Origin of the sequence: Marinobacter salarius (genome assembly GCF_032922745.1) — a bacterium.
GTDB lineage: Bacteria > Pseudomonadota > Gammaproteobacteria > Pseudomonadales > Oleiphilaceae > Marinobacter.
This window is the reverse complement of the sequence record NZ_CP136693.1, coordinates 1-22,221: the sequence shown is the minus strand read 5'-3', so window position 1 is coordinate 22,221 and position 22,221 is coordinate 1. Positions and strand designations below refer to the sequence as shown.

The following is a 22,221-nucleotide window of genomic DNA, read 5'->3' as shown; positions in this document are numbered from 1 at the left end:
TGGTACGGCTGATTCGACTTTGATCGGTGGTTTGGTTTTGGGCCAATACTTACGTGCGGATTGTGTTGTAAACTGCGCCCTCTTTTTGCGCGATTAATCAGACGAGTACCAGTTTTGGCTTTACTTTCCTTTAACGCCTCCCGGGCCAAGCGATTTGAGAAACTGGTGCAGCCGCATTTGGAGGCTATGTACCGGTTTGCGTATCGTTTGGCCGGGCAGCAACAGGACGCAGAGGATTTGGTTCAGGATGTGGTCTTGAAGCTGTATCCCCGTCTCTCGGAACTGGAATCAGTGGAGCAATTGAGGCCATGGTTGAATCGCGTGTTGTACCGGCACTTTATTGATCAGGTCCGTCGCAAAGGACGTCGTGCCGACAGGCCTGTTAGCGATGTAGCAGAGCCGGAACAGCAGTCCTCCTTTTTAGACTCATACGCCGCGGATATTCCCGACCTCAGTGAACAGATCAGTTCCGAACGCTTGAAGCCCGTTATGGATGAGATTATTCAGACTCTGTCGCCGGATCGGCGCACGTTGATGCTGCTGCACGATGTGGATGGCTGGAGCCAGGAAGATATTGCTCAGGTGCTTGAAATACCGGTTGGCACGGTGAAGTCGAGAGTCCATCGTTGTCGGGCCGCCCTGCGGGAAAAGTTACTTGAGCGTCCGGAACTTTTTCCGCAGGCCGAGCGTGTGAAAGAATGAGGTGATGGCAATGATGTGTGACGAGTGCAAAAACAACCTGGGTTCCTGGGCCAAGGCCGAGCTGTCAGCTGCTCAGGCTAACCGCCTTGAGCAGCATCTTGCCGAGTGTGAGAGCTGCTCCGTGGCTGCACACAACGAATTGGCAATTGTCACCGCGATGCGTGAAAGCCAGGAGATACCTCCCCCGTCGCCGGGTTTTGAGAAGCAGGTTCTGGATGTCGCTATCGGAAGAGCGCACCGGACCCGCAGAAGCCTTGCGGACCACGGTTGGAGTGGCTCATGGGCAGGCGGTGCCATTGCAGCGGCTCTGGTTCTGGGTATTGCACTTGGTTTTGGCTGGCGTTCAGGCCAGGAGCCGGCGGATGAGTTGGCGCAGACTGAAACGGATTCAGTAACCGATCATCGAGTAACCGTTGTTGATGAAAACACGGATGAACGCTCGGCACTGAAGCCGGTTGCCAGGAATGTTCGGCTTGCGTTTCGCTCCAGGGAAGCGCTGCAGGGTGTTACTTTGACAGTGGAATTGCCGCCTCATGTAGAGGTTTCGGATTATCCCGGGCACCAAAGGTTGAGCTGGAGAGTCGATCTGGATAAAGGCGAAAACGTGGTAAATCTGCCATTAAACATACTTTTCTCTGGTGAGGGTGAACTGGTCGCTCATCTTGACGATGGCCAAAGAACCAAAACGTTCCGGGCCAGTCTCAACAGCCCATCAATAAATGGACGTCCGGAGCCCTCCTCATGATGTCGGGAATCTGGCAGAAAACTATTTTTCTCGTCTGTCTCAGTCTGTTTTTGGTGGGACCGTCAACGGTTTTTGCGAGTGATGATCTTGATGTGACCATGAGAATGGTTACAGACGACGAGGATCTTACGGAGTCTGTCGTGCGTGAAATTAACCTGCGTGAACCGGTATCACTTGGCCAACCGTCGAAAGGTCGTGGCGTTGACAAATCCGTCAATTCCGCGGATAAGGCTCGTGACGCCCGGGACGCACGCGAGAGAGGGCGAGAAGCCGCCAACGCGGCGTCGGAGCGGGCTCAGGAGGTTCGTAATGACAATGGGCGAAAGGGGCGCCCTGAGTTGCCTGATCTGCCAGATGTCTCCAATCGTCCCGACCGGCCCTAGCTTCCCTTACTAACTATACGGCATCGTAATTTTCCTTCTGCGACGAAGCACTTTGTCAGTTGCTATACTCCTGCCTTTATCGCTCCCTTGCTTGACTCGTCTGGTTTGAGGGGCGCCACCACAGCGTATTATCGGAGCAAAGCTTGGGGTTCCCACGACTAGCCATTCTGTTTATTGCCCTGATGACCTCGGCTCCCATGGCGATGGCAGTGGAGGTCCCAGATAAGCCGGATTTCGATGCCGGTGTGAAGGCTTTTCGGCAAGGAAACCTGGAAGAGGCCCGAATTTTTTTCGAGCGAGCTCGGGCGGCTGGCACCAACTCTACATCCCTACTCTACAATCTCGGCGTTGTTTACTTCCGTCTCGGCGATCTCGAGTCGGCCGAAACCGTATTCCTGACATTGTTGGAAACGCCTCATGCGCCGTTGGCTTACTACAATCTCGGTCTGGTAAAGCAGAGGATGGGAAAGATTGGCGATGCCCGCCGATGGTTTGAGCGAGCCGCCAGCCCGGATTCACCTGAAGAAGTCCAAACGCTGGCACGTCAGCAATTGGCCGACGTGACCGCGCAACCCTCATCGAATCAGCGTCATGGTAGTGGCTATCTCTCCGTCGCTGGCGGATACGACGACAATATTTCCGGAACCCCGGATGATGTTTCCAGTGATAAGGAAGGCGGGTTTGCGGATGCTCTGGCGGCGGGGAGTGTTCAGCTCGGAATGAAGGAAATCAGCTTGCACGGGGTTGCCTTCACTCGCCAGTACCCTGGGAACTCAGCCTTTGACAACACTTATCTCAGCACCGGTGCGTCGTTGCCGAAAGAGCTGGGAGACGGTGAGCTTATATCAACCCTGAGCCTGTCGGCTTCCTGGTTTGGAGGTGATCCCCTTGAACGCGAGGCCCGAGTCGAGATGCTCTATCATCCCGATCGATGCGTTTTGGCTCCTGTGGTCTCTGGTGTTGAATGCAGCGTAAGTGGTTCGGTTTCAACAATTGATGGTGGCAGCGATTACAGCGCCTACGATGGAGAGATGCTGCGGTTCCGTGCCAGCGCTGATAAAGCGTTGGGAAGTTGGGTTCTGAGCGGTCACTATCAGCTGGAAGATAACCATCGAAGGGATCTGTCGACACAGCAGGAGTTCTTCAGTGTATCTCCCATACGCAACCTTGTGTCGGCGGAAGTCCGTCACTATGTGTCGAGCCGATTTTCGTTTGGAGGCAAGGCCGATGTTCGCTACTCCCGCTACAAGGATGACCAACGATTCGTATCGAACGGAACGCTGGTCTCAGAGCGGCGCACGGATAACCGGTTGCGCGGTTCTCTGCTGGCGGAATACCGACTGGCCGGTGAATGGATGATGTTGGCGGAATGGAGCATGCTGGACAACCGCAGTACCATTGACCGTTATGACTACAGCCGTCGGGAAGTGATGCTCGGGTTGGAGACGGTATTCTGAGGCCATGGCGGGACATCCGTTTCCAGCCACGGCGTATGGAGTTGTTTAAAGCCCGGCATTTCTCAGGCGGTTGGCCTGCTGCCGGAAGACGGTTTTTGGATCAGTCTCGAACAGGCTATGCAATCCAAGAGCCTGATTCACCTCATCCAGGTGGTTCATGAAATAGTTATCACGAATCACTTTGCCAAAATGGCTGCTACAGCGACCCACCAAGCCATCGTTGGGGCTGAACGTAAACGCCAGGCTGGTGGTGCCCAAAAGTACGTCGGATGGGTCCAACACGTTGGTCAGTACGCCAGTGCCACCCCATGAATAAAAGCGCACGCCGTTGCTGGAATAGGCACCTTCACCACAGGCGCTGGCAGGAACGCCAGCGGGGGCGAAGTTGTTGAACTCAGCGCTGCCTTCGGTGGTGAGTGAGTATAGGCTGGACTGGAGGTCTTGGTCGTAGCCGCCACCGGAGAGCAGGTCGATCAGGCTGCCCAGTGCGTTACCCAGTGATGCTGCAAGACCGTCCGCCGGAGATCCGTGGATCAGGTCTGCAACCGGTGAGCCTTTGTGGGGGGAGCCCACGGAGGTTACCGAGGCCACCAGGTCCGGCCTTACCCGTGCGACGTATCGAGCGGTGGGCCCGCCATGGCTGTGGCCAATCAGGTTTACTTTGCCATGCACCGCTGCGATTGAGGCGATCTGCGGTAGCAGTGCCTCACCCCTGGCGATGGTACTGTCCAGAGCGGGTACCTGGGTGGTGTAGACATCGGCCCCGTACTTGCGTAGGTCTTCGGCAATACCATACCAATAGTCTACACCCGCAATTGAATCGAATCCGAACATACCGTGAACCAATACCACCGGATAGCGGGTATCGGTGTAGTTGGATGGCGTGGAATTCCACCACCAGGCCATTGATGGCGCCGACCATGCCAGTGCCACCAGCATGGCGAATACCTTGATCCATTGTTTCATTGTTGCACCTACAGTTTGCTGTTGTATTTATTGTCAAACTGCGGCTCGACCTAACAGGTTGTGCCGACTACTGCATTTTTGGGCAGTCCAAGGCAGTACTGCGTCGCGTCCATGGGCTGACTTCTGTCTTGTGATTGTTAGATGGTCGCAGTCAGTGCATCTCTTGTCCGAGATCTGACCATAATTTGATCATAGGGTGAGCGAAGTCAACGGCAGGAGGGGCCGGGTCGGTTTGGGCGGTCAGAAGTGTGATGCGGGTCACCCCTGGGGCCCCGAAAGACATGTCCTTGTTGCTGACAGGCTTTTCGGGATCAGGGGTCAATCGGTCGCGTTCAGAGCGTTTTCATGACACGGCGTGCCGCTTCCGTTGTCTGTCGGATGTCGTCATCGGTCAGGGCTGCGCTGGTAAAGCTGGCCTCAAAGGCTGAAGGCGCCAGGTACACACCTTCCTTGAGCATCCCCTGGAAGAACTTCTTGAACCGCTCTGCGTCGCAGGCCACGACCTGGTCGAAGCGAGTGATCTTGGGAGCGTCGGCAAAGAAGAAGCCGAACATGGCGCCAGCACTTTGAACTGCCAATGGAACGCCGGTGCTGTCCGCAGCCTCTTTCAACCCATCGCGAACGGCATTGGTCTTTTCCGTTAACCGGTCATGGAATCCCGGCTCTGAAATGGCATTCAATGTGGCCAGGCCGGCACACATGGCCAGTGGGTTGCCGCTCAGAGTGCCGGCCTGATAGACCGGCCCCAGTGGCGAGATGTGTTCCATGATTTCCCGTTTGCCGCCAAACGCGCCAACGGGCAGTCCACCGCCAATCACTTTGCCCAGGGCAGTCAGGTCCGGTGTGACACCGTAAAATTCCTGAGCACCACCGAGGGCGACCCGAAAGCCGGTCATGACCTCATCGAAAATCAATACCGTGCCGTGCTCGTCGCACACCTCCCGCAAAGCTTCAAGGAAACCGGGTACAGGTGGTATGCAGTTCATATTGCCTGCCACCGGCTCAACAATGATGGCCGCGATCTCATCGCCCATTTTTGCGAAGGTTTCCCGAACACTTTCAATATCGTTGAACGCCAGGGTCAATGTATGTTCCGCGAGGCTGGCGGGAATGCCCGGGGAGTTGGGGACGCCGAGGGTCAGCGCGCCGGAGCCGGCTTTCACCAGCAGTGAATCCACGTGGCCGTGGTAGCAGCCTTCGAACTTCACGATCTTGTCTCGGCCGGTATAGCCGCGGGCGAGTCGAACCGTGCTCATGGTGGCTTCGGTGCCGGAATTAACCATGCGCACCAGGTCAATGGAAGGGATCAGTTCGCAGACCTTTTTGGCCATTTCGGTTTCGATCGCCGTCGGTGCTCCGTAACCGATGCCCTGATCGACCTGGGCATGGAGCGCATCCTTGATGATCTGGTTGCCGTGGCCAAGGATCATGGGCCCCCAGGAACCGATGTAGTCGATGTAGCGGCGATCGTCTTCGTCGTACAGATAGGCGCCGTCGGCATGCTTGAAAAACAGCGGGGTACCGCCGACTCCCCGAAAGGCCCGGACCGGAGAGTTGACGCCTCCCGGGATGTATTTTTGAGCCTGTTCGAATAGGGTTTCGGACTGGGTCATGGTTCAGGACTCCTGAGATGCGGACGATGAAAAAAGTGGGTGATGTTGCGCAAACAGCCGGCTAAATTGGCGTGCGCGCTCTTCAATGGTGGCAACGTCACCATCGAACAGGCCGCCGACCACGGCCAGCAAGTCGGCGCCGGCGCGGATCAGGCCTTCGCCGTTATCTATAGTAATGCCCCCAATGGCGGTTACGGGTTTGCCAAACTGCCGTGACTTGGTCAGAACTGAAGGCTCAGCGACGGGCGCGTCAGGCTTCGTGGTTGAGTTAAAGAAGCGGCCAAAGGCCAGATAATCGGCGCCGTCCGCGTCCGCACTGGACGCCAGTGCCAGGTCGGCATGGCAGGTTGCGCCAATAATGGCATGGTCACCAAGTAGCCGTCTGGCCATTGCCAGGGAACCATCGGACTGGCCCAGATGCACGCCGGCGGCCCCGCAGCGCCGGGCCAGCTCGGGATCATCGTTGATGATCAGTGGCACGCGGGCGTTGTGACAAAGGGCCGCCAGGTCCTGCGCCTGTTTCAGCCGTTCCGGCTCTGGCGCCTTCTTTTCACGGTATTGCACCAACACGGCCCCGCCTCGAAGGGCCGCCTCAACCGCGACCAGCAGTCGGTCTTCCGCTAGTAGTTCGCTGTCGGTAATGGCGTAGAGGCCTGGTTTCAGGCCCTTGGCGGTGGTCTGGGCACTGAAGGTACCGGAAGGCGTTAGCTCTGCCACGGAATGCCCCGGTCGGGTACCGGTTGCCCTTTGCCGACTCGCAGAGCGTGCCGGATCGCACGGAGGACGTAGTCCTGCGCCTGGTCAATCGCTGCCGCGGCTGAGAGGCCTGATGCCCTGCCAGCGGCGATCGAAGCCGCCAGGGTGCACCCGGTGCCGTGATACTCACCACCAACCCGCTCAATGTAAAAATGGGAAGGTTCTTCAGTCTGGTGGTAGAGGGTGTTGATGATGTCCTCGCCTTCGCCGTGCCCCCCGGTGGCCAGTACCGACTGGCAACCAGCGATTAGCAGCTTGCGGGCCGCTTGCGCCGGATCTTCGTCCTCGCCCAGCAGGGCCAATTCAATGCTGTTGGGCGTAATCATCTCGGCGTGTCGGAACAGGCGTTCCTTCATGCGTGCAATCAGCGCTTCGTCGGCGAGGTCGCCGCCACCGGCGGCCTTGATCACCGGATCGGTAATCAGCGGGATGTCCGGGTGGTCGGCGAGAAAGTCCACCAGTACATCCACCACATCGGCGTTGCCGAGGGCACCGGTTTTGATGGCGTGAATGGGGGTGTCCCCGGCCAGGCATTCCAGTTGTTGGCGGACGATGTCCGGATCCGTTGCGGTGGCGTTGTATACGTTACGGGTGTCTTGCACGGTCAGGCAGGACAACACTGGCAGCGGGTGACAGCCGAGGGCGGTCACTGCCTGGATATCGGCCTGGATGCCGGCGCCGCCGGAGGGGTCCAGGCCAGAAATAATCAGAACGTGAGGACGGCTGTTAAGGTTGATAGTCGGGCTCCTCAGAAGGGTTTGACGACAGCGAGAATGACGACGGCGACCAGTGCCAGAACGGGCATCTCGTTAAACCAGCGGTAGAACACGTGGCTACGGGTGTTCTGGTCATCGCGGAACACCTTCACCAGATGCCCGCAGTAGAAGTGGTAGCCGATCAGCAGGACAACCAACAACAGTTTGGCGTGAATCCAGCCCTGGCTCATATAGCCCTCAACATTGTAACCGATGAGCCAGAGACCAAAAACAACCGTCGCCACCATCGACGGAGTGGTGATTCCGCGATAGAGCTTGCGCTCCATAATCTTGAAGCGCTGGCGGCCAGGTTCGTCCTCACAGGCGGCGTGATAGACAAACAGTCTTGGCAGGTAGAAAAGGCCGGCGAACCAGCACACCATGGACACAACATGCAGGGCTTTGACCCACAGCATTTCTCAACTCCGTCGGTATTGGTAGTAGCTCTCGATATCCGATTTCAGTACCACGCCATAGACGCGCTGGATCATCGGGGCAACATGACGCTGTACGTAGAGGGCTTCTACGCTGGTCTGGTCAAACTCGTTCAATGCTTCTTCCAGGGTCGCCTGATACTGCACGGGTGCGATGTCCCGGCGATTGGCGGGAATGTCCATCAGGTCAATTTGCTCTGGGGCTGTGTCTTCTTCGCCGTCCGTTGCCGACGTTTTGGTGTCTTCCATGTAGCGTGCAAGGTCCACCGCAGGCAGCAGGCCAGTGGGGCCGCTACTGCCTTCCACCACTAGCCATTTTGGTTCGGATTTGAGGATTTTTCTGGCTTCTTTGCGTGACAGGAAGCGTTCGGTTCGCAGGATGCTCCTGTCCATGATGGCGCCGACGGACACGCGTCGTAAAGCCTGGATGACCGGGGAGTTCTGGTAACTCAGGCCCTGGCTTTTGAGTATGGTCAGGAACAAAGACTTTTTGCCAAAGGCCTCGCTGGTTACCAGACTTGAGGTGGTAATGATCAGCATGCCAGGAAGAATGATATGAGGATTCCTTGTGAGCTCCATCAATGCCATGAGAGCTGCCAGCGGTGCCTGCAGCACGGCCCCCATCATGGCGCCCATGCCTAACATGGCGTAAAAGCCCACGGACGATGCCATATCCGGCAGTATCTGGGCGCCAATCAATCCCATGGCACCTCCCAGTGTGGCTCCCATGAACAGGGTGGGGCCAATCACGCCGCTGGGCATGCCAAGGCCGAGGGTGACCGAAGTGATCAACAACTTGGCGATGCCGGCGCCCAGCAATAGCCAGAAGGGTAGTTGGTTGTCGATCGTGAACTGGACCGTGTCGTATCCGATCCCCATCACTTCCGGTACAACAATGGCAAAGGGCACCATGAGAAGTCCGGCGATGGTGAGCCGCAGTAATACCGGACGGTGGTGGTGGCGGCCGGTGGTGTCGATCAGTTGTATAAAGGCCGCCGCCGCGACCCCGATAATGATCGCAATGGCGATAATCCACGGAATTTCCAGCAGGGAGTTCATGGTCAGGGGCGGCACACTGAACGCTGGCTCTGAGCCATACGCGGCCTGGGTGACCACCGCTGCGGTAACGGATGCCAAAATGATAGGGGTAAAACCGGCGATGGTGTATTCCATCATCACCACTTCCATGGCGAAAATAACGCCTGAAATGGGGGTGTTGAAAGACGCGGAAATAGCGGCCGCGCAGCCGCAGGCGACCAGGGTCCGGATGCTGTTGTTGGGTAGCCGCATCCATTGCCCCATCAGGCTGGAGATAGCAGCGCCAAGATGCACGGCGGGGCCTTCCCGGCCGGCGGATTGGCCGGTAATGACGGTGCCGACACCGGTGACGAACTGGACAAGCGCGCTGCGAACGGAAATATAGCCCTGATGGTAGTTCAGGCGTTCCATAACGTGCACGATGCCCACCTTGCGGTCGTGGGTTGCCAGGTTGTGCATCAGCAGGCCTAGCGCAACGGCACCCGCCAATGGCAGGATGGCGCGGGTAAGAATGTCCAACTCTTCAAACGACTCAGAACCGTCGCCAGGCAGGAAGTACTCAAGCGGCCATTCAATGGCCAGGCGAAACACCAGAATCACACCACCGGTAAACAGGCCGGATAGCAATCCGAGCACAGCCAGTTGCGGCAAGGCGTCGACACCGGACAGCCGGCGTCGGAAAACCGGGATCAGATTTTCAGTGATCTTGTTTCTCAGTTTACGCATGATCGCCGGTTTTCCAGGGACGAGTGGTTTCTTGACGATATTGTAACCAGCGCCGGTCGGGCTGCAATAAGTCATTGGTTTATCATGTTAGACTATGTGTGTTTTATGAACTCGATTTCAGCTGGAGAAACAGGTGATAAAAGTAGGCATTGTAGGTGGTACCGGTTATACCGGTGTTGAGCTTCTGAGGATTCTTGCGGTTCACCCGGACGTAACGGTGAGTTGCATCACGTCTCGTTCGGAGGCCGGCATGCCGGTCGCTGATATGTATCCGAACCTTCGCGGCCACTACGACCTTGCCTTTTCCGAGCCGGACGTAAAAACGCTGGCAGCCTGTGATCTGGTCTTTTTCGCCACGCCTCACGGTGTGGCCATGCGGATGATGCCGGAACTGATGGCAGCCGGAACCCGTGTTGTGGATTTATCAGCGGACTTCCGCCTCCGGGATCTGGATGTCTGGGCCGAGTGGTACGGCATGCCTCATGAAAGTCCCGAATGGGCGGAGAAAGCGGTTTATGGCCTGCCGGAAGTGGTGCGTGACAAGATCCGTACAGCACAACTTGTGGCTAACCCAGGCTGTTATCCCACAGCTGTCCAGTTGGGGTTTCTGCCATTGCTGGAGAGCGGGCTGGTCGATCCGTCACGACTGATCGCGGACGCCAAGTCAGGCGCAAGTGGTGCTGGGCGTCAGGGCAAGATCGGCATGCTGCACGGTGAGGTGGGCGAGAGCTTCAAGGCCTATGGCGCATCCGGCCACCGTCATCTTCCGGAAATTCGCCAGGGTTTGTCGCAGGCGGCGGGTGTTGATGTTGGTGTTACCTTCGTGCCGCACCTGATTCCGATGGTCCGGGGAATCGAGGCGACTCTCTACGCGGAGCTTCGGAACCCCGCTGACTTTGACCGCCTCCAGTCGCTGTTTGAAGACCGCTTCCAGAATGAGCCTTTCGTGGACGTGATGCCTTTTGGCAGCCATCCGGAAACCCGCAGTGTCCGCGGTGCCAACAACTGTCGTATGGCCCTTCACCGTCAGGAACAGAGCAACATTGTGATCGTTTCATCGGTCATTGATAACCTGGTAAAAGGCGCAGCAGGGCAGGCGGTCCAGAACATGAACATCATGTTTGACCTCAAGGAAACCCTCGGGCTGGAAGCGCCCGCGCTGCTACCATAGGCCTGACCGGTGAGCGAACACAGAAAACCCGCTGAAGAATACGTCGTTATCCGGCATCGCCGGGGTTATCGTTTGCGCCGCAGCTTGATATTGCTGACGTTTTCCATCCTCGCTGCGGTGCTGGGGTATGTGACCGGTATGGCACAGGGTGGATTCCGTTTTTCAACTGCCGAAGAGTCCCGCGACCTGCTGGAAGAGCAGGTTGAAGACCTTCGAGAGCAAAACCGCGAGGCCAGCCAGCAACTGGTCAACCTGGAGCGGGGGCGAACTATAGATGCACAGGCCCTGAATCAGACGAGAAGGAGCATTGTTGATCTGGAAACCCGGATCGCGTCACTGAAAGCGGATCTGACTTTCTATAAAAACATCATGGCACCCTCGGAAACCAGCAAAGGTCTGCAGGTTGATCGATTCACGATGCAGCAGGGCCGCGAGGACGACACCTACGGTTTTAAGTTGGTACTAACCCAGATTGGTGACAACAAGAGTTATATATCGGGCGTGGTAGCGGTGAACGTCATCGGCATGCGAAACGAAGACAAAGAAGTGATCGCGCTACGGGATCTGTCCGATGATATCGACGATTTGGGAGTCAAGTTCCGCTTCCGGTATTTTCAGGATGTAGAGGGGCTTTTACGAGTGCCGGACGGTTTCGAGCCCGTAGAGTTGCAGGTGGTTGCCCGTGCTGAAGGCAGGAAATCGTCTCAGGCCGAACGAACTTTTGATTGGGATGAATTAACGGAGAACTGAAATGCTTGGCAAAAAGAAACAGAAACCACGGCGCCCCGCTGGGCACTTCGATACCCTGGTTTCATCCCGCACGACGGTTAAGGGGGATGTGCATTTCTCCGGTGGGCTGCATGTGGATGGCACTATTCGCGGTCGGGTGGTTGCCGAAGAAGGCGGCGATGCGGTGTTGCGGTTGTCTGAAGTGGGCTCCGTGGAGGGTGACATTGTTGCCCCCCATGTAATCGTAAACGGTACGGTTCATGGTGATGTGTACGCATCAACGCACCTTGAACTGGCCGAAAAAGCCTCCATCCATGGCAACGTCTACTACAATCTGATTGAGATGGCCATGGGCGCGTCTGTCAACGGAAGCCTGGTTCACCAGAACGAGCCGGTAGGTTTGTTGAGCAGGGACAAACAGCCGAACGCTATCGGAGACGCTGTCCCGGAAGGAAAACCGGAGGAGAAAGAATCGATGGGAGTGCACGGCAAGGAATAGTTGATTGTTTTAGTCAGGAATATGATAATCAGACCAGATCTTTCTGTAACCGGAGGCGGACTTGAGTGTAGTTCAGCAACAAGCAATCACACCGCTGTTTTTCAGTGACGGCGCGGTATCCAAAGTACGGGAGCTGGTGGACGAGGAGGGTAACTCCGACCTCAAGCTTCGCGTGTTTGTCACCGGTGGCGGCTGTTCCGGTTTCCAGTATGGTTTCTCATTTGATGAAGCGCAGGATGAGGAAGACACCGTCATCGAAAGGGATGGCGTGATGTTGCTTGTGGATCCTATGAGTTACCAGTATCTGGTCGGGGCAACCGTGGATTATCAGGAAGGGTTGCAGGGTTCTCAGTTTGTCGTGCAGAACCCCAACGCCAGTTCTACGTGTGGCTGTGGTAGCTCCTTCTCGATCTGACGCGCGTGTTCAGGCGTAGTACACCGCTCCTAATATTCTTTTTCCTTCTGCTCCGGTCACTTCCGGAACATTTCCGGGCTTGCCGGACAGAGTCTGGCTGGCAAGCCAGGCAAAGGCGGCTGGTTCTACCCATTGTGGGTCCAGGCCAAGGTCATCTGTTGAAGCAAGGCGGGCCGGGCTGCAGGTTCTTTGCAGCGCCCGCATCAGAATCCTGTTTTTAGCACCGCCCCCGCACGCAAATATCGTCGTTCCCGGTGATTGCGGCAATTGCTGTGCGACAGACACGGCTGTTAACTCAAGCAGGGTGCGTTGTACGTCGGCGCCGGAGAGGTCCGGGTGGCGGCGTAATTGAGTCTTAATCCACTCAAGATTGAACTTTTCGGTGCCTGTGCTCTTGGGTGGCTGGCGTGAAAAGTAGGCATCCGAAAGCAGGTCGCTTAGCAGCGCCTGATTGATTTCACCTTCCTCTGCCCATGCACCGTCTTCATCAAACGCGCGGCCAGTCTGATCCATGCACCAGGCATCCATCAGCGCATTCGCGGGGCCTGTATCAAAACCGGTTATCGGCTCGTCGGCGTCTGCTGGAAGATGGGTGATATTGGCTATGCCGCCAAGATTCAGGATGCATCGGCTCTCGCCTGCAGAACTAAAGAAGGCTTTATGAAATGCCGGCACCAGTGGGGCGCCCTCACCGCCTGCCGCCAGATCGCGCCGCCTGAAGTCCGCCACCGTCGTGATGCCCGTTCGCTCAGTGATAACGGTTGGGTCGCCAATCTGCAGGGAGAAAGGTGCTGAGCTATCAGGATGGTGTCGCAGGGTCTGGCCGTGGCTACCGATGGCGTTAATGGATGAGGCCGGGACGCTGGATTTATCGATCACGGTCTTCGCTGCGAGGGCAAACAGTGAGCCGACGGCGTGATCAAGCTCGCCGACGTCGTCCGGCGTTCCCCAGTTCTGGCTGAGATTATACAGTCTTCGGCGTATGTCGTCTGGGTAGGTGGTGGTGTGGGTGGCATGCACCTGGATTGTTTGGCCGCTGAATGACACCAGTATGGCGTCAATGCCGTCCATGCTGGTGCCAGACATCAATCCAATCCAGGTTTTCATTCAGTTCACTCGTCGGCGGCCAGGGCTAGATGCTGGTAGTTCTGGCGGAACAGCTCGAACTTGGCAACTTGCTGCTCGGCAAATCCCTTGAAGCGGGCCATTTCTGACTTGGGCACTGGTTTCGCATCAGGGAGCTTAACCTTCCGCGAGTTTCTCGGGGAGCCGTTGATCCGGAATTCATAGTGCAGGTGGGGTCCGGTGACCATGCCGGAAGAGCCGACATGGCCAATGGTGTCACCCTGCTTGACCTTGGTCCCATTCTTGATGCCTTTGCCGAGTCGGCTCATGTGGGCATAGAGGGTTGTAATGTTGTCGCCGTGCTTGAGAATGACCGTGCGGCCGTAGCCGCCTTTCCAGCCGGCAAACTGTACCCTGCCGTGCCCGGCGGCTTTTATAGGAGTACCTGGAGGCGCAGCGTAGTCAGTGCCCTCGTGCGGGCGAACGACGTCCAGCACCGGGTGACGGCGTTGGAGGTTAAAGGAAGACGAGACGCGGGCATTGATAGGTGTACGCAGGAACGCCTTGCGCATGCTACTGCCGTCCGGGCCGTAATAGTCGGTATCGCCGTTACTGTCGGTGTATTGCAGGGCAATGACCTCCTTGCCCTGATTGACAAAGCGGGCAGACAGGATGTTGCCGGTATCGAATTTCTCACCGTCCAGATACAGTTCCTCATACACCACTTCGAACCGGTCACCCTTGCGAACATCGTATACGAAGTCGATGTTCCACCCGAAGATCCCAGCCATTTCCATGGCCAGTCTGTCGCTCATGCCCGCTTCGCGCGCGGCCACATAGAGGGAGCCGTCAATAACGCCTGAGGCAAATGCTGGTTTAACGTCGGGCTCGCGGACCACGGTTTCGCCGGTAAAACCTTCTTCGGTTTTTTCAACGTGAAGGGTTTCCAGCAGGTTGCGCTGGAGGTCTATGGCAGCGAGTTCGCCGGCGTCATTGGTTGCAAACGCGATGGTTTCGCCAGCATAGAGCCGCTGAAGCTTATCGGCTTCGCCAGAGCCGTGGATCACAGACAGCATGATGCCGTCGTTGAAGCCGGCCTTGCCGAACAGGGATGAAAGTGTGTCGCCGGACTTGATCTTGTATTCCTGCCATTGCAGCTCTGGCTCGCTGACCTCAGCCATGGCCGCAGCGGTGTCCAGTGCTTCGGGTAGCTGAGGCTCGTCGCTGATGGATGCCAGTTCAGGTGCTACTGTTGCGTCTTCTTCTGGCATCTTGTCGGCAGCGGGCTGTTCGTTCATGCGGGGAGTCGGCTTGCCTGACGACTTGACGGTGCCTTCGTCGAGATCCAGCGAGTAAGCCATTCTATTGGCTTCTACATCGGCGCTGGGGCTCATCAGAATAGCGGCTGCAACGACAACACTGGTCGCAGCGGCAATGGTGATATGGGTTTTCGGAAACATTTTCAGCACGTGTCGCATCCGTTTTAATCGGTATTCCGGTAGGTTGTACTACCTAATTAAAGCTGTTGTTCAAGTATAGTCCAACAGATTACCGTATAAAATGCGCTCAGGACAGCATCAAACATTACCGTTACTGGCATACTGGCCGGATTTCTGAGGCCGGGATTGTTATAATACCCGGCCTTAAATACGCGGCTTTGTTCAAAAACTGAGCAGGTACACTTTAACAGGGGTGCTGGTAACGCACAGATTTCTTTTGTAGATCTCTGTAACTGTCGTCCGGCCCAAATGATCAGAATTGAGGGTGTGTGGTACATGGCATCTATTGATGAGGCGCTGGCCGTTATCAAACGCGGCATGGATGAGTTGATCCCCGAGGAAGGGTTGATTGAGAAGCTCCGGGAGGGGCGCCCTCTCAGGATAAAGGCCGGATTCGATCCTACGGCCCCAGATCTTCACTTGGGCCATACGGTTCTGATCAACAAGCTGCGACAGTTCCAGGACCTGGGGCATGAAGTGATCTTCCTTATAGGGGATTTCACCGGAATGATCGGTGATCCCACCGGCAAGAGTGCAACTCGCCCGCCTCTGACGGAAGCGCAGGTTGCTGCCAACGCCATTACCTATAAAGAGCAGGTGTTCAAGATCCTGGATAAGGAAAAGACACGTGTGGTGTTTAACTCCGACTGGATGAGCAAGCTTTCTGCGGCTGACATGATTCGTCTGGCGGGGCAGTATACGGTTGCCCGTATGCTCGAGCGCGATGATTTCACCAAGCGCTACCGTGCCGAGCAGCCCATCGCCATTCATGAGTTCCTGTATCCACTGGTTCAGGGGTATGACTCGGTCGCCCTTGAGGCTGATGTGGAGCTGGGCGGGACAGATCAGAAGTTCAACCTCTTGATGGGGCGGATTCTCCAGAAGCACTATGGTCAGAAGCCGCAGGCTGTATTGACCATGCCGTTGCTGGAAGGGCTGGATGGTGTCCAGAAGATGTCAAAGTCGTTGGGCAACTATGTCGGCGTTAATGATTCGCCCGGTGAAATGTACACCAAGCTGTTGTCCATGCCGGATGACCTCCTGTGGCGTTATTTTGAATTGCTGAGCTTCCGGCCGTTGGCGGAAGTGGATGAGTTTCGTGCTGCAGTGTCCGGAGGTGCAAATCCGCAGGACTACAAAAAGCTGCTTGCAGAAGAAATTATCACTCGCTTCCATGACGCTGAAGCGGCGGCGACAGCGCACAAGTCCGCGGGTAACCGGGTGGGCCTGGGTGAAATACCCGAGAACGTGCCGACTATCGAGGTTTCCCTCTCCGGGCAGGAGCAATTGCCCGTTGCTACAGTGCTTCGCCTCGCAGGGTTGGTGAAGAATGGGGCCGCTGCCAGAGACGTACTTGGGCGTGGCGCTGTCTTTATTGATGGTGAAAAGCACGAGGGTGATCGCTTCTTTAATCTGGGCGACGACTGCGTTGTGCAGGCGGGTAAGAAGAAAATTGCTCGCGTAGTGATCACGGATTGATCGAAAAGTAAGGTTTTTGAGAAAATATTGAAAACCGCGTTGACAGTCGGAGTGAGCTCTGTAGAATACGCATCTCTTTCGAGGGGCACGCCACTAAGGCGGGCCAGAAATTGAAAGACAACCGTTTGAATTGATTGAAGATTTCGAGTTTCAAAATTCTTCAGAAAGCGGTTGACAAGGCAGCGATTCGATGTAGAATACGCCACCTTGATCGGGCAAGCCCCGAACGCTCTTTAAAAAGTTAACCAAGTAATTCGTGTGGGCGCTGGCCGAGGTATTTCGGATACGAAATATCAGGACAGTGACTCGTCGAAATTGAGTTTTGTCTTGAGCAAGAATAGAGAATCTTCGGATTCTTGTATGATTTAAACTGAAGAGTTTGATCATGGCTCAGATTGAACGCTGGCGGCAGGCTTAACACATGCAAGTCGAGCGGTAACAGGGGGAGCTTGCTCCCCGCTGACGAGCGGCGGACGGGTGAGTAATGCATAGGAAGCTGCCCAGTAGTGGGGGATAGCCCGGGGAAACCCGGATTAATACCGCATACGCCCTTCGGGGGAAAGCAGGGGATCTTCGGACCTTGCGCTATTGGATGTGCCTATGTCGGATTAGCTAGTTGGTGGGGTAAGAGCCTACCAAGGCGACGATCCGTAGCTGGTCTGAGAGGATGATCAGCCACATCGGGACTGAGACACGGCCCGAACTCCTACGGGAGGCAGCAGTGGGGAATATTGGACAATGGGGGCAACCCTGATCCAGCCATGCCGCGTGTGTGAAGAAGGCTTTCGGGTTGTAAAGCACTTTCAGTGAGGAGGAAAACCTTACGACTAATACTCGTGAGGCTTGACGTTACTCACAGAAGAAGCACCGGCTAACTCCGTGCCAGCAGCCGCGGTAATACGGAGGGTGCAAGCGTTAATCGGAATTACTGGGCGTAAAGCGCGCGTAGGTGGTTTGATAAGCGAGATGTGAAAGCCCCGGGCTCAACCTGGGAACGGCATTTCGAACTGTCAGGCTAGAGTATGGTAGAGGAGTGTGGAATTTCCTGTGTAGCGGTGAAATGCGTAGATATAGGAAGGAACACCAGTGGCGAAGGCGGCACTCTGGACCAATACTGACACTGAGGTGCGAAAGCGTGGGGAGCAAACAGGATTAGATACCCTGGTAGTCCACGCTGTAAACGATGTCAACTAGCCGTTGGGACTCTTGAAGTCTTAGTGGCGCAGCTAACGCACTAAGTTGACCGCCTGGGGAGTACGGCCGCAAGGTTAAAACTCAAATGAATTGACGGGGGCCCGCACAAGCGGTGGAGCATGTGGTTTAATTCGACGCAACGCGAAGAACCTTACCTGGCCTTGACATGCAGAGAACTTTCCAGAGATGGATTGGTGCCTTCGGGAACTCTGACACAGGTGCTGCATGGCCGTCGTCAGCTCGTGTCGTGAGATGTTGGGTTAAGTCCCGTAACGAGCGCAACCCCTATCCCTAGTTGCTAGCAGTTCGGCTGAGAACTCTAGGGAGACTGCCGGTGACAAACCGGAGGAAGGTGGGGATGACGTCAGGTCATCATGGCCCTTACGGCCAGGGCTACACACGTGCTACAATGGTGCGTACAGAGGGCTGCAAACCCGCGAGGGGGAGCTAATCTCACAAAACGCATCGTAGTCCGGATCGGAGTCTGCAACTCGACTCCGTGAAGTCGGAATCGCTAGTAATCGCGAATCAGAATGTCGCGGTGAATACGTTCCCGGGCCTTGTACACACCGCCCGTCACACCATGGGAGTGGATTGCACCAGAAGTGGTTAGTCTAACCTTCGGGAGGACGATCACCACGGTGTGGTTCATGACTGGGGTGAAGTCGTAACAAGGTAGCCGTAGGGGAACCTGCGGCTGGATCACCTCCTTAAACGAAGCCGAATGCTTCGGTCAGAGTCCACACGAATTACTTGGTTAGCTTAAGAAGAGAGCAAAGGGTCTATGCAGGCCCGACTTGGCTTGTTTCAGGACAAGCAAAACCGGGTCTGTAGCTCAGGTGGTTAGAGCGCACCCCTGATAAGGGTGAGGTCGGTGGTTCAAGTCCACCCAGACCCACCAGAATTGCGTAGCTCGTCGTTGTGTCCGGACTTGCATAGCAGGCTATGCGGCGCCCGAACACGCCTAGATCTACACAATTCTTGTAAATAGCTTTTAGGGGCTGTAGCTCAGTTGGGAGAGCGCCTGCCTTGCACGCAGGAGGTCAGCGGTTCGATCCCGCTCAGCTCCACCAATACCTGGACAGATCGATGAATGCCTGGCTTCGGTCAGTGTGCAGAAACAAGCGTTTCGGTTTAATGACAAGAGTTGTTAAGCGGAAGTTCTTCTTTCTGATCACTGGGTCAGATTTGCTCTTTAACAAATTGGACGAGATAGAACACGAATTTATTTCTCTCATTATCTCCGAGAGGAATGGATTCAATGTGATAGCGATTTCAAGCGTTATCCGGTGTTGTCGTTGAAGTGGTTGTATATGGCTTCGAGCGACTGTCTCTGAATCTCATCTCTGAATGAGAAGATTGTGTTCACTTCGGTGGGTGCGATGTTCTGGTTGGGTGTGAGAAACGGATCAGTTGTCTTGGGGTTATATAGTCAAGCAACTAAGCGCATACGGTGGATGCCTTGGCAGTCAGAGGCGATGAAAGACGTGGAAGCCTGCGATAAGGCTCGGGGAGCTGGCAAACAAGCTGTGATCCGGGCATCTCTGAATGGGGAAACCCACCGGTCTTCGGACCGGTACCGTACGGTGAATACATAGCCGTACGGGGCGAACTCGGGGAACTGAAACATCTAAGTACCCGAAGGAAAAGAAATCAACCGAGATTCCCTCAGTAGCGGCGAGCGAACGGGGACCAGCCCTTAAGCTGGACAACTGGTAGGAGAAGGCCCTGGAAAGAGCCGCCATAGTGGGTGATAGCCCCGTATCCGAAACCTGAGTCCAGTGAAATCGAGTAGGACGGGACACGAGACATCCTGTCTGAACATGGGGGGACCATCCTCCAAGGCTAAATACTCCTGACTGACCGATAGTGAACCAGTACCGTGAGGGAAAGGCGAAAAGAACCCCTGTGAGGGGAGTGAAATAGATCCTGAAACCGTATGCGTACAAGCAGTCGGAGCGGACTTGTTCCGTGACGGCGTACCTTTTGTATAATGGGTCAGCGACTTATGTTCAGTGGCGAGGTTAACCGTTTAGGGGAGCCGTAGGGAAACCGAGTCTGAATAGGGCGATTTAGTCGCTGGGCATAGACCCGAAACCGGGCGATCTATCCATGAGCAGGTTGAAGGTTGAGTAACATCAACTGGAGGACCGAACCCACTGTCGTTGAAAAGCCAGGGGATGACTTGTGGATCGGAGTGAAAGGCTAATCAAGCCCGGAGATAGCTGGTTCTCCCCGAAAGCTATTTAGGTAGCGCCTCGGACGAATACCACAGGGGGTAGAGCACTGTTTCGGCTAGGGGGTCATCCCGACTTACCAACCCGATGCAAACTCCGAATACCTGTGAGTACTATCCGGGAGACACACGGTGGGTGCTAACGTCCATCGTGAAGAGGGAAACAACCCAGACCGCCAGCTAAGGTCCCCAAATACCAGTTAAGTGGGAAACGATGTGGGAAGGCTCAGACAGCTAGGAGGTTGGCTTAGAAGCAGCCATCCTTTAAAGAAAGCGTAATAGCTCACTAGTCGAGTCGGCCTGCGCGGAAGATGTAACGGGGCTCAAACTGGTTACCGAAGCTGCGGCTGTGCACGCAAGTGCACGGGGTAGGGGAGCGTTCTGTAAGCCTGCGAAGGTGTGTCGAGAGGCATGCTGGAGGTATCAGAAGTGCGAATGCTGACATGAGTAACGACAATGGGGGTGAAAAACCCCCACGCCGGAAGACCAAGGTTTCCTGCGCAACGCTAATCGGCGCAGGGTGAGTCGGCCCCTAAGGTGAGACCGAAAGGTGTAATCGATGGGAAACGGGTTAATATTCCCGTACCTTGGATCACTGCGATGGAGAGACGGAGAAGGCTAGGTGAGCCGGGCGACGGTTGTCCCGGTTTAAGCGAGTAGGGAGTGGACTTAGGCAAATCCGGGTCCACAATCCCGAGACGCGACGACGACTGCCCTTTTAGGGCGGGAAGTCATTGATGCCCTGCTTCCAGGAAAATCTTCTAAGCTTCAGGTGATTCGAGACCGTACCCCAAACCGACACAGGTGGTCAGGTAGAGAATACCAAGGCGCTTGAGAGAACTCGGGTAAAGGAACTAGGCAAAATGGTGCCGTAACTTCGGGAGAAGGCACGCCGGTGGTATGTGACGCCCTTCGCGGGTTGAGCAGAAGCCGGTCGAAGATACCAGGCCCCTGCGACTGTTTATTAAAAACACAGCACTGTGCTAACACGAAAGTGGACGTATACGGTGTGACGCCTGCCCGGTGCCGGAAGGTTAATTGATGGGGTTAGCGCTTGCGCGAAGCTCTTGATCGAAGCCCCGGTAAACGGCGGCCGTAACTATAACGGTCCTAAGGTAGCGAAATTCCTTGTCGGGTAAGTTCCGACCTGCACGAATGGCGTAACGATGGGGGCGCTGTCTCTACCCGAGACTCAGTGAAATTGAAATCGCCGTGAAGATGCGGTGTATCCGCGGCTAGACGGAAAGACCCCGTGAACCTTTACTATAGCTTCACAGTGAACTTTGAGCATGTTTGTGTAGGATAGCTGGGAGGCTTTGAAACCAGGACGCCAGTTCTGGTGGAGCCAACCTTGAAATACCAGCCTGACCTGTTTGAGGTTCTAACTTGGTCCCCTGATCGGGGATGAGGACACTGTGTGGTGGGTAGTTTGACTGGGGCGGTCTCCTCCCAAAGCGTAACGGAGGAGCACAAAGGTGGGCTAAGCACGGTCGGACATCGTGCGGTTAGTGTAATGGCACAAGCCCGCTTAACTGCGAGACAGACACGTCGAGCAGGTACGAAAGTAGGTCATAGTGATCCGGTGGTTCTGTATGGAAGGGCCATCGCTCAACGGATAAAAGGTACTCCGGGGATAACAGGCTGATACCGCCCAAGAGTTCACATCGACGGCGGTGTTTGGCACCTCGATGTCGGCTCATCACATCCTGGGGCTGAAGCCGGTCCCAAGGGTATGGCTGTTCGCCATTTAAAGTGGTACGCGAGCTGGGTTTAGAACGTCGTGAGACAGTTCGGTCCCTATCTGCCGTGGACGTTGGAGATTTGAGGAAAGCTGCTCCTAGTACGAGAGGACCGGAGTGGACGAACCGCTGGTGTTCGGGTTGTGTCGCCAGACGCATTGCCCGGTAGCTATGTTCGGATAGGATAACCGCTGAAAGCATCTAAGCGGGAAGCCCCTTCCAAGATGAGATCTCCCTGGACCCTTGAGGTCCCTGAAGAGCCGTTCAAGACCAGGACGTTGATAGGTCGGGTGTGTAAGCGCTGCGAGGCGTTGAGCTAACCGATACTAATTGCTCGTGCGGCTTGACTATATAACACCCAAGACAATTGCGGATAACGCAAGAGCCATCGCGCTCAACAGAAATCACCATCACATCGTTCCATCTCGTCCACCCAGTGATCAACCGTTTTGCCTGACGACCATAGCGGTCTGGAACCACCTGATCCCATCCCGAACTCAGCCGTGAAACAGACCAGCGCCGATGGTAGTGTGGCTTCTGCCCATGTGAGAGTAGGTCATCGTCAGGCTCTTAATACCAAAAACCCCCGCGGCTTCGCCGACGGGGGTTTTTTATTGCCT

17 protein-coding genes, 2 tRNA genes and 3 rRNA genes are annotated in these 22,221 nt (G+C 55.8%); 14 read left to right on the top strand and 8 right to left on the bottom strand.

Going from position 1 to position 22,221, the window contains the following annotated elements:
- Positions 1 to 114: 114 nt before the first annotated feature.
- The 4 genes from R1T46_RS00110 (at position 115) to R1T46_RS00095 (ending at position 3,287) form a co-directional block, all read left to right on the top strand.
- Positions 115 to 702, top strand: coding sequence for an RNA polymerase sigma factor (locus tag R1T46_RS00110; RefSeq protein WP_317306986.1), 588 nt, complete (start codon positions 115 to 117; stop codon positions 700 to 702).
- Positions 703 to 706: 4 nt separating this feature from the next.
- Positions 707 to 1,447, top strand: a complete 741-nt coding sequence (locus R1T46_RS00105; RefSeq protein WP_317306985.1) for a zf-HC2 domain-containing protein — start codon at positions 707 to 709, stop codon at positions 1,445 to 1,447.
- A 98-nt stretch (positions 1,448 to 1,545) separates the two neighbouring features.
- A complete protein-coding gene (locus R1T46_RS00100; protein WP_317306984.1) occupies positions 1,546 to 1,830 on the top strand; it encodes a hypothetical protein in 285 nt (94 codons plus the stop codon).
- A 143-nt stretch (positions 1,831 to 1,973) separates the two neighbouring features.
- On the top strand, positions 1,974 to 3,287 hold the full coding sequence (locus R1T46_RS00095; RefSeq protein WP_317306983.1) for a tetratricopeptide repeat protein: 1,314 nt from the start codon (positions 1,974 to 1,976) through the stop codon (positions 3,285 to 3,287).
- Positions 3,288 to 3,332: 45 nt separating this feature from the next.
- Here the strand turns inward: R1T46_RS00095 and R1T46_RS00090 are convergent, their stop codons facing one another.
- The 6 genes from R1T46_RS00090 to R1T46_RS00065 all read right to left on the bottom strand — a co-directional run bounded on the left by R1T46_RS00090 (position 3,333) and on the right by R1T46_RS00065 (position 9,575).
- The gene (locus tag R1T46_RS00090) at positions 3,333 to 4,253 is read right to left on the bottom strand and encodes a triacylglycerol lipase (protein ID WP_317306982.1); all 921 of its coding nucleotides are present in this window, start codon (positions 4,251 to 4,253) and stop codon (positions 3,333 to 3,335) included.
- 332 nt (positions 4,254 to 4,585) lie between these two features.
- Positions 4,586 to 5,866: a glutamate-1-semialdehyde 2,1-aminomutase gene (gene hemL, locus R1T46_RS00085; protein ID WP_317306981.1), complete on the bottom strand. Its 1,281-nt coding sequence runs from the start codon at positions 5,864 to 5,866 to the stop codon at positions 4,586 to 4,588.
- 3 nt (positions 5,867 to 5,869) lie between these two features.
- A complete protein-coding gene (thiE, locus tag R1T46_RS00080) occupies positions 5,870 to 6,583 on the bottom strand; it encodes a thiamine phosphate synthase (RefSeq protein WP_286811549.1) in 714 nt (237 codons plus the stop codon).
- A complete protein-coding gene (locus R1T46_RS00075; RefSeq protein WP_317308243.1) occupies positions 6,571 to 7,332 on the bottom strand; it encodes a hydroxymethylpyrimidine/phosphomethylpyrimidine kinase in 762 nt (253 codons plus the stop codon). Before R1T46_RS00075 ends, thiE begins: the two co-directional genes overlap by 13 nt.
- A 38-nt stretch (positions 7,333 to 7,370) precedes the next feature.
- Positions 7,371 to 7,793, bottom strand: a complete 423-nt coding sequence (hemJ, locus tag R1T46_RS00070; RefSeq protein WP_317306980.1) for a protoporphyrinogen oxidase HemJ — start codon at positions 7,791 to 7,793, stop codon at positions 7,371 to 7,373.
- Positions 7,794 to 7,796: 3 nt separating this feature from the next.
- A complete protein-coding gene (locus R1T46_RS00065; protein WP_317306979.1) occupies positions 7,797 to 9,575 on the bottom strand; it encodes a chloride channel protein in 1,779 nt (592 codons plus the stop codon).
- A 133-nt stretch (positions 9,576 to 9,708) separates the two neighbouring features.
- Here R1T46_RS00065 and argC point away from each other — a divergent pair, with 133 nt between their 5' ends.
- From argC to erpA, 4 genes are all read left to right on the top strand, one after another.
- Positions 9,709 to 10,746: an N-acetyl-gamma-glutamyl-phosphate reductase gene (gene argC, locus R1T46_RS00060; protein ID WP_317306978.1), complete on the top strand. Its 1,038-nt coding sequence runs from the start codon at positions 9,709 to 9,711 to the stop codon at positions 10,744 to 10,746.
- Positions 10,747 to 10,755: 9 nt separating this feature from the next.
- Positions 10,756 to 11,496 carry a DUF6776 family protein gene (locus R1T46_RS00055; protein WP_317306977.1) on the top strand — a complete coding sequence of 247 codons (741 nt, stop codon included), beginning with the start codon at positions 10,756 to 10,758 and terminating at the stop codon, positions 11,494 to 11,496.
- Position 11,497: 1 nt separating this feature from the next.
- Positions 11,498 to 11,974, top strand: coding sequence for a polymer-forming cytoskeletal protein (locus tag R1T46_RS00050; RefSeq protein WP_317306976.1), 477 nt, complete (start codon positions 11,498 to 11,500; stop codon positions 11,972 to 11,974).
- Between the two features lie 61 nt (positions 11,975 to 12,035).
- Entirely contained in the window at positions 12,036 to 12,389 is a 354-nt protein-coding gene (gene erpA, locus R1T46_RS00045) for an iron-sulfur cluster insertion protein ErpA (protein WP_317306975.1), read from the top strand.
- A gap of 9 nt (positions 12,390 to 12,398) precedes the next feature.
- On the opposite strand, the gene R1T46_RS00040 is transcribed toward erpA, so the two are convergent.
- Together R1T46_RS00040 and R1T46_RS00035 are read right to left on the bottom strand one after the other, a co-directional pair.
- Positions 12,399 to 13,496: an anhydro-N-acetylmuramic acid kinase gene (locus R1T46_RS00040; protein ID WP_317306974.1), complete on the bottom strand. Its 1,098-nt coding sequence runs from the start codon at positions 13,494 to 13,496 to the stop codon at positions 12,399 to 12,401.
- Positions 13,497 to 13,501: 5 nt separating this feature from the next.
- Entirely contained in the window at positions 13,502 to 14,923 is a 1,422-nt protein-coding gene (locus R1T46_RS00035; protein ID WP_317306973.1) for a peptidoglycan DD-metalloendopeptidase family protein, read from the bottom strand.
- A 306-nt stretch (positions 14,924 to 15,229) separates the two neighbouring features.
- On the opposite strand from R1T46_RS00035, the gene tyrS reads away from it, so the two are divergent.
- The 6 genes from tyrS (at position 15,230) to rrf (ending at position 22,169) form a co-directional block, all read left to right on the top strand.
- Complete coding sequence (gene tyrS / locus R1T46_RS00030) at positions 15,230 to 16,432, top strand: tyrosine--tRNA ligase (protein ID WP_085681652.1); 1,203 nt, start codon at positions 15,230 to 15,232, stop codon at positions 16,430 to 16,432.
- A gap of 367 nt (positions 16,433 to 16,799) precedes the next feature.
- Positions 16,800 to 18,339 (top strand): 16S ribosomal RNA (locus R1T46_RS00025).
- Between the two features lie 111 nt (positions 18,340 to 18,450).
- A tRNA-Ile gene (locus tag R1T46_RS00020) sits at positions 18,451 to 18,527 on the top strand.
- A gap of 96 nt (positions 18,528 to 18,623) precedes the next feature.
- Positions 18,624 to 18,699, top strand: a tRNA-Ala gene (locus R1T46_RS00015).
- Positions 18,700 to 19,056: 357 nt separating this feature from the next.
- A 23S ribosomal RNA gene (locus tag R1T46_RS00010) occupies positions 19,057 to 21,952 on the top strand.
- Between the two features lie 101 nt (positions 21,953 to 22,053).
- A 5S ribosomal RNA gene (gene rrf, locus R1T46_RS00005) occupies positions 22,054 to 22,169 on the top strand.
- Together the 16S, 23S and 5S rRNA genes with 2 tRNA genes alongside form the textbook arrangement of a ribosomal RNA operon.
- The last annotated feature ends 52 nt before the right edge of the window (positions 22,170 to 22,221 follow it).

Coding starts and splice junctions, on each gene's coding strand:
- R1T46_RS00105 (WP_317306985.1), top strand. CDS start 707: ATGGCAATGATGTGTGACGAGTGCAAAAACAACCTGGGTTCCTGGGCC.
- R1T46_RS00100 (WP_317306984.1), top strand. CDS start 1,546: ATGAGAATGGTTACAGACGACGAGGATCTTACGGAGTCTGTCGTGCGT.
- R1T46_RS00090 (WP_317306982.1), bottom strand. CDS start 4,253: ATGAAACAATGGATCAAGGTATTCGCCATGCTGGTGGCACTGGCATGG.
- hemL (WP_317306981.1), bottom strand. CDS start 5,866: ATGACCCAGTCCGAAACCCTATTCGAACAGGCTCAAAAATACATCCCG.
- hemJ (WP_317306980.1), bottom strand. CDS start 7,793: ATGCTGTGGGTCAAAGCCCTGCATGTTGTGTCCATGGTGTGCTGGTTC.
- R1T46_RS00065 (WP_317306979.1), bottom strand. CDS start 9,575: ATGCGTAAACTGAGAAACAAGATCACTGAAAATCTGATCCCGGTTTTC.
- R1T46_RS00050 (WP_317306976.1), top strand. CDS start 11,498: ATGCTTGGCAAAAAGAAACAGAAACCACGGCGCCCCGCTGGGCACTTC.
- R1T46_RS00040 (WP_317306974.1), bottom strand. CDS start 13,496: ATGAAAACCTGGATTGGATTGATGTCTGGCACCAGCATGGACGGCATT.
- tyrS (WP_085681652.1), top strand. CDS start 15,230: ATGGCATCTATTGATGAGGCGCTGGCCGTTATCAAACGCGGCATGGAT.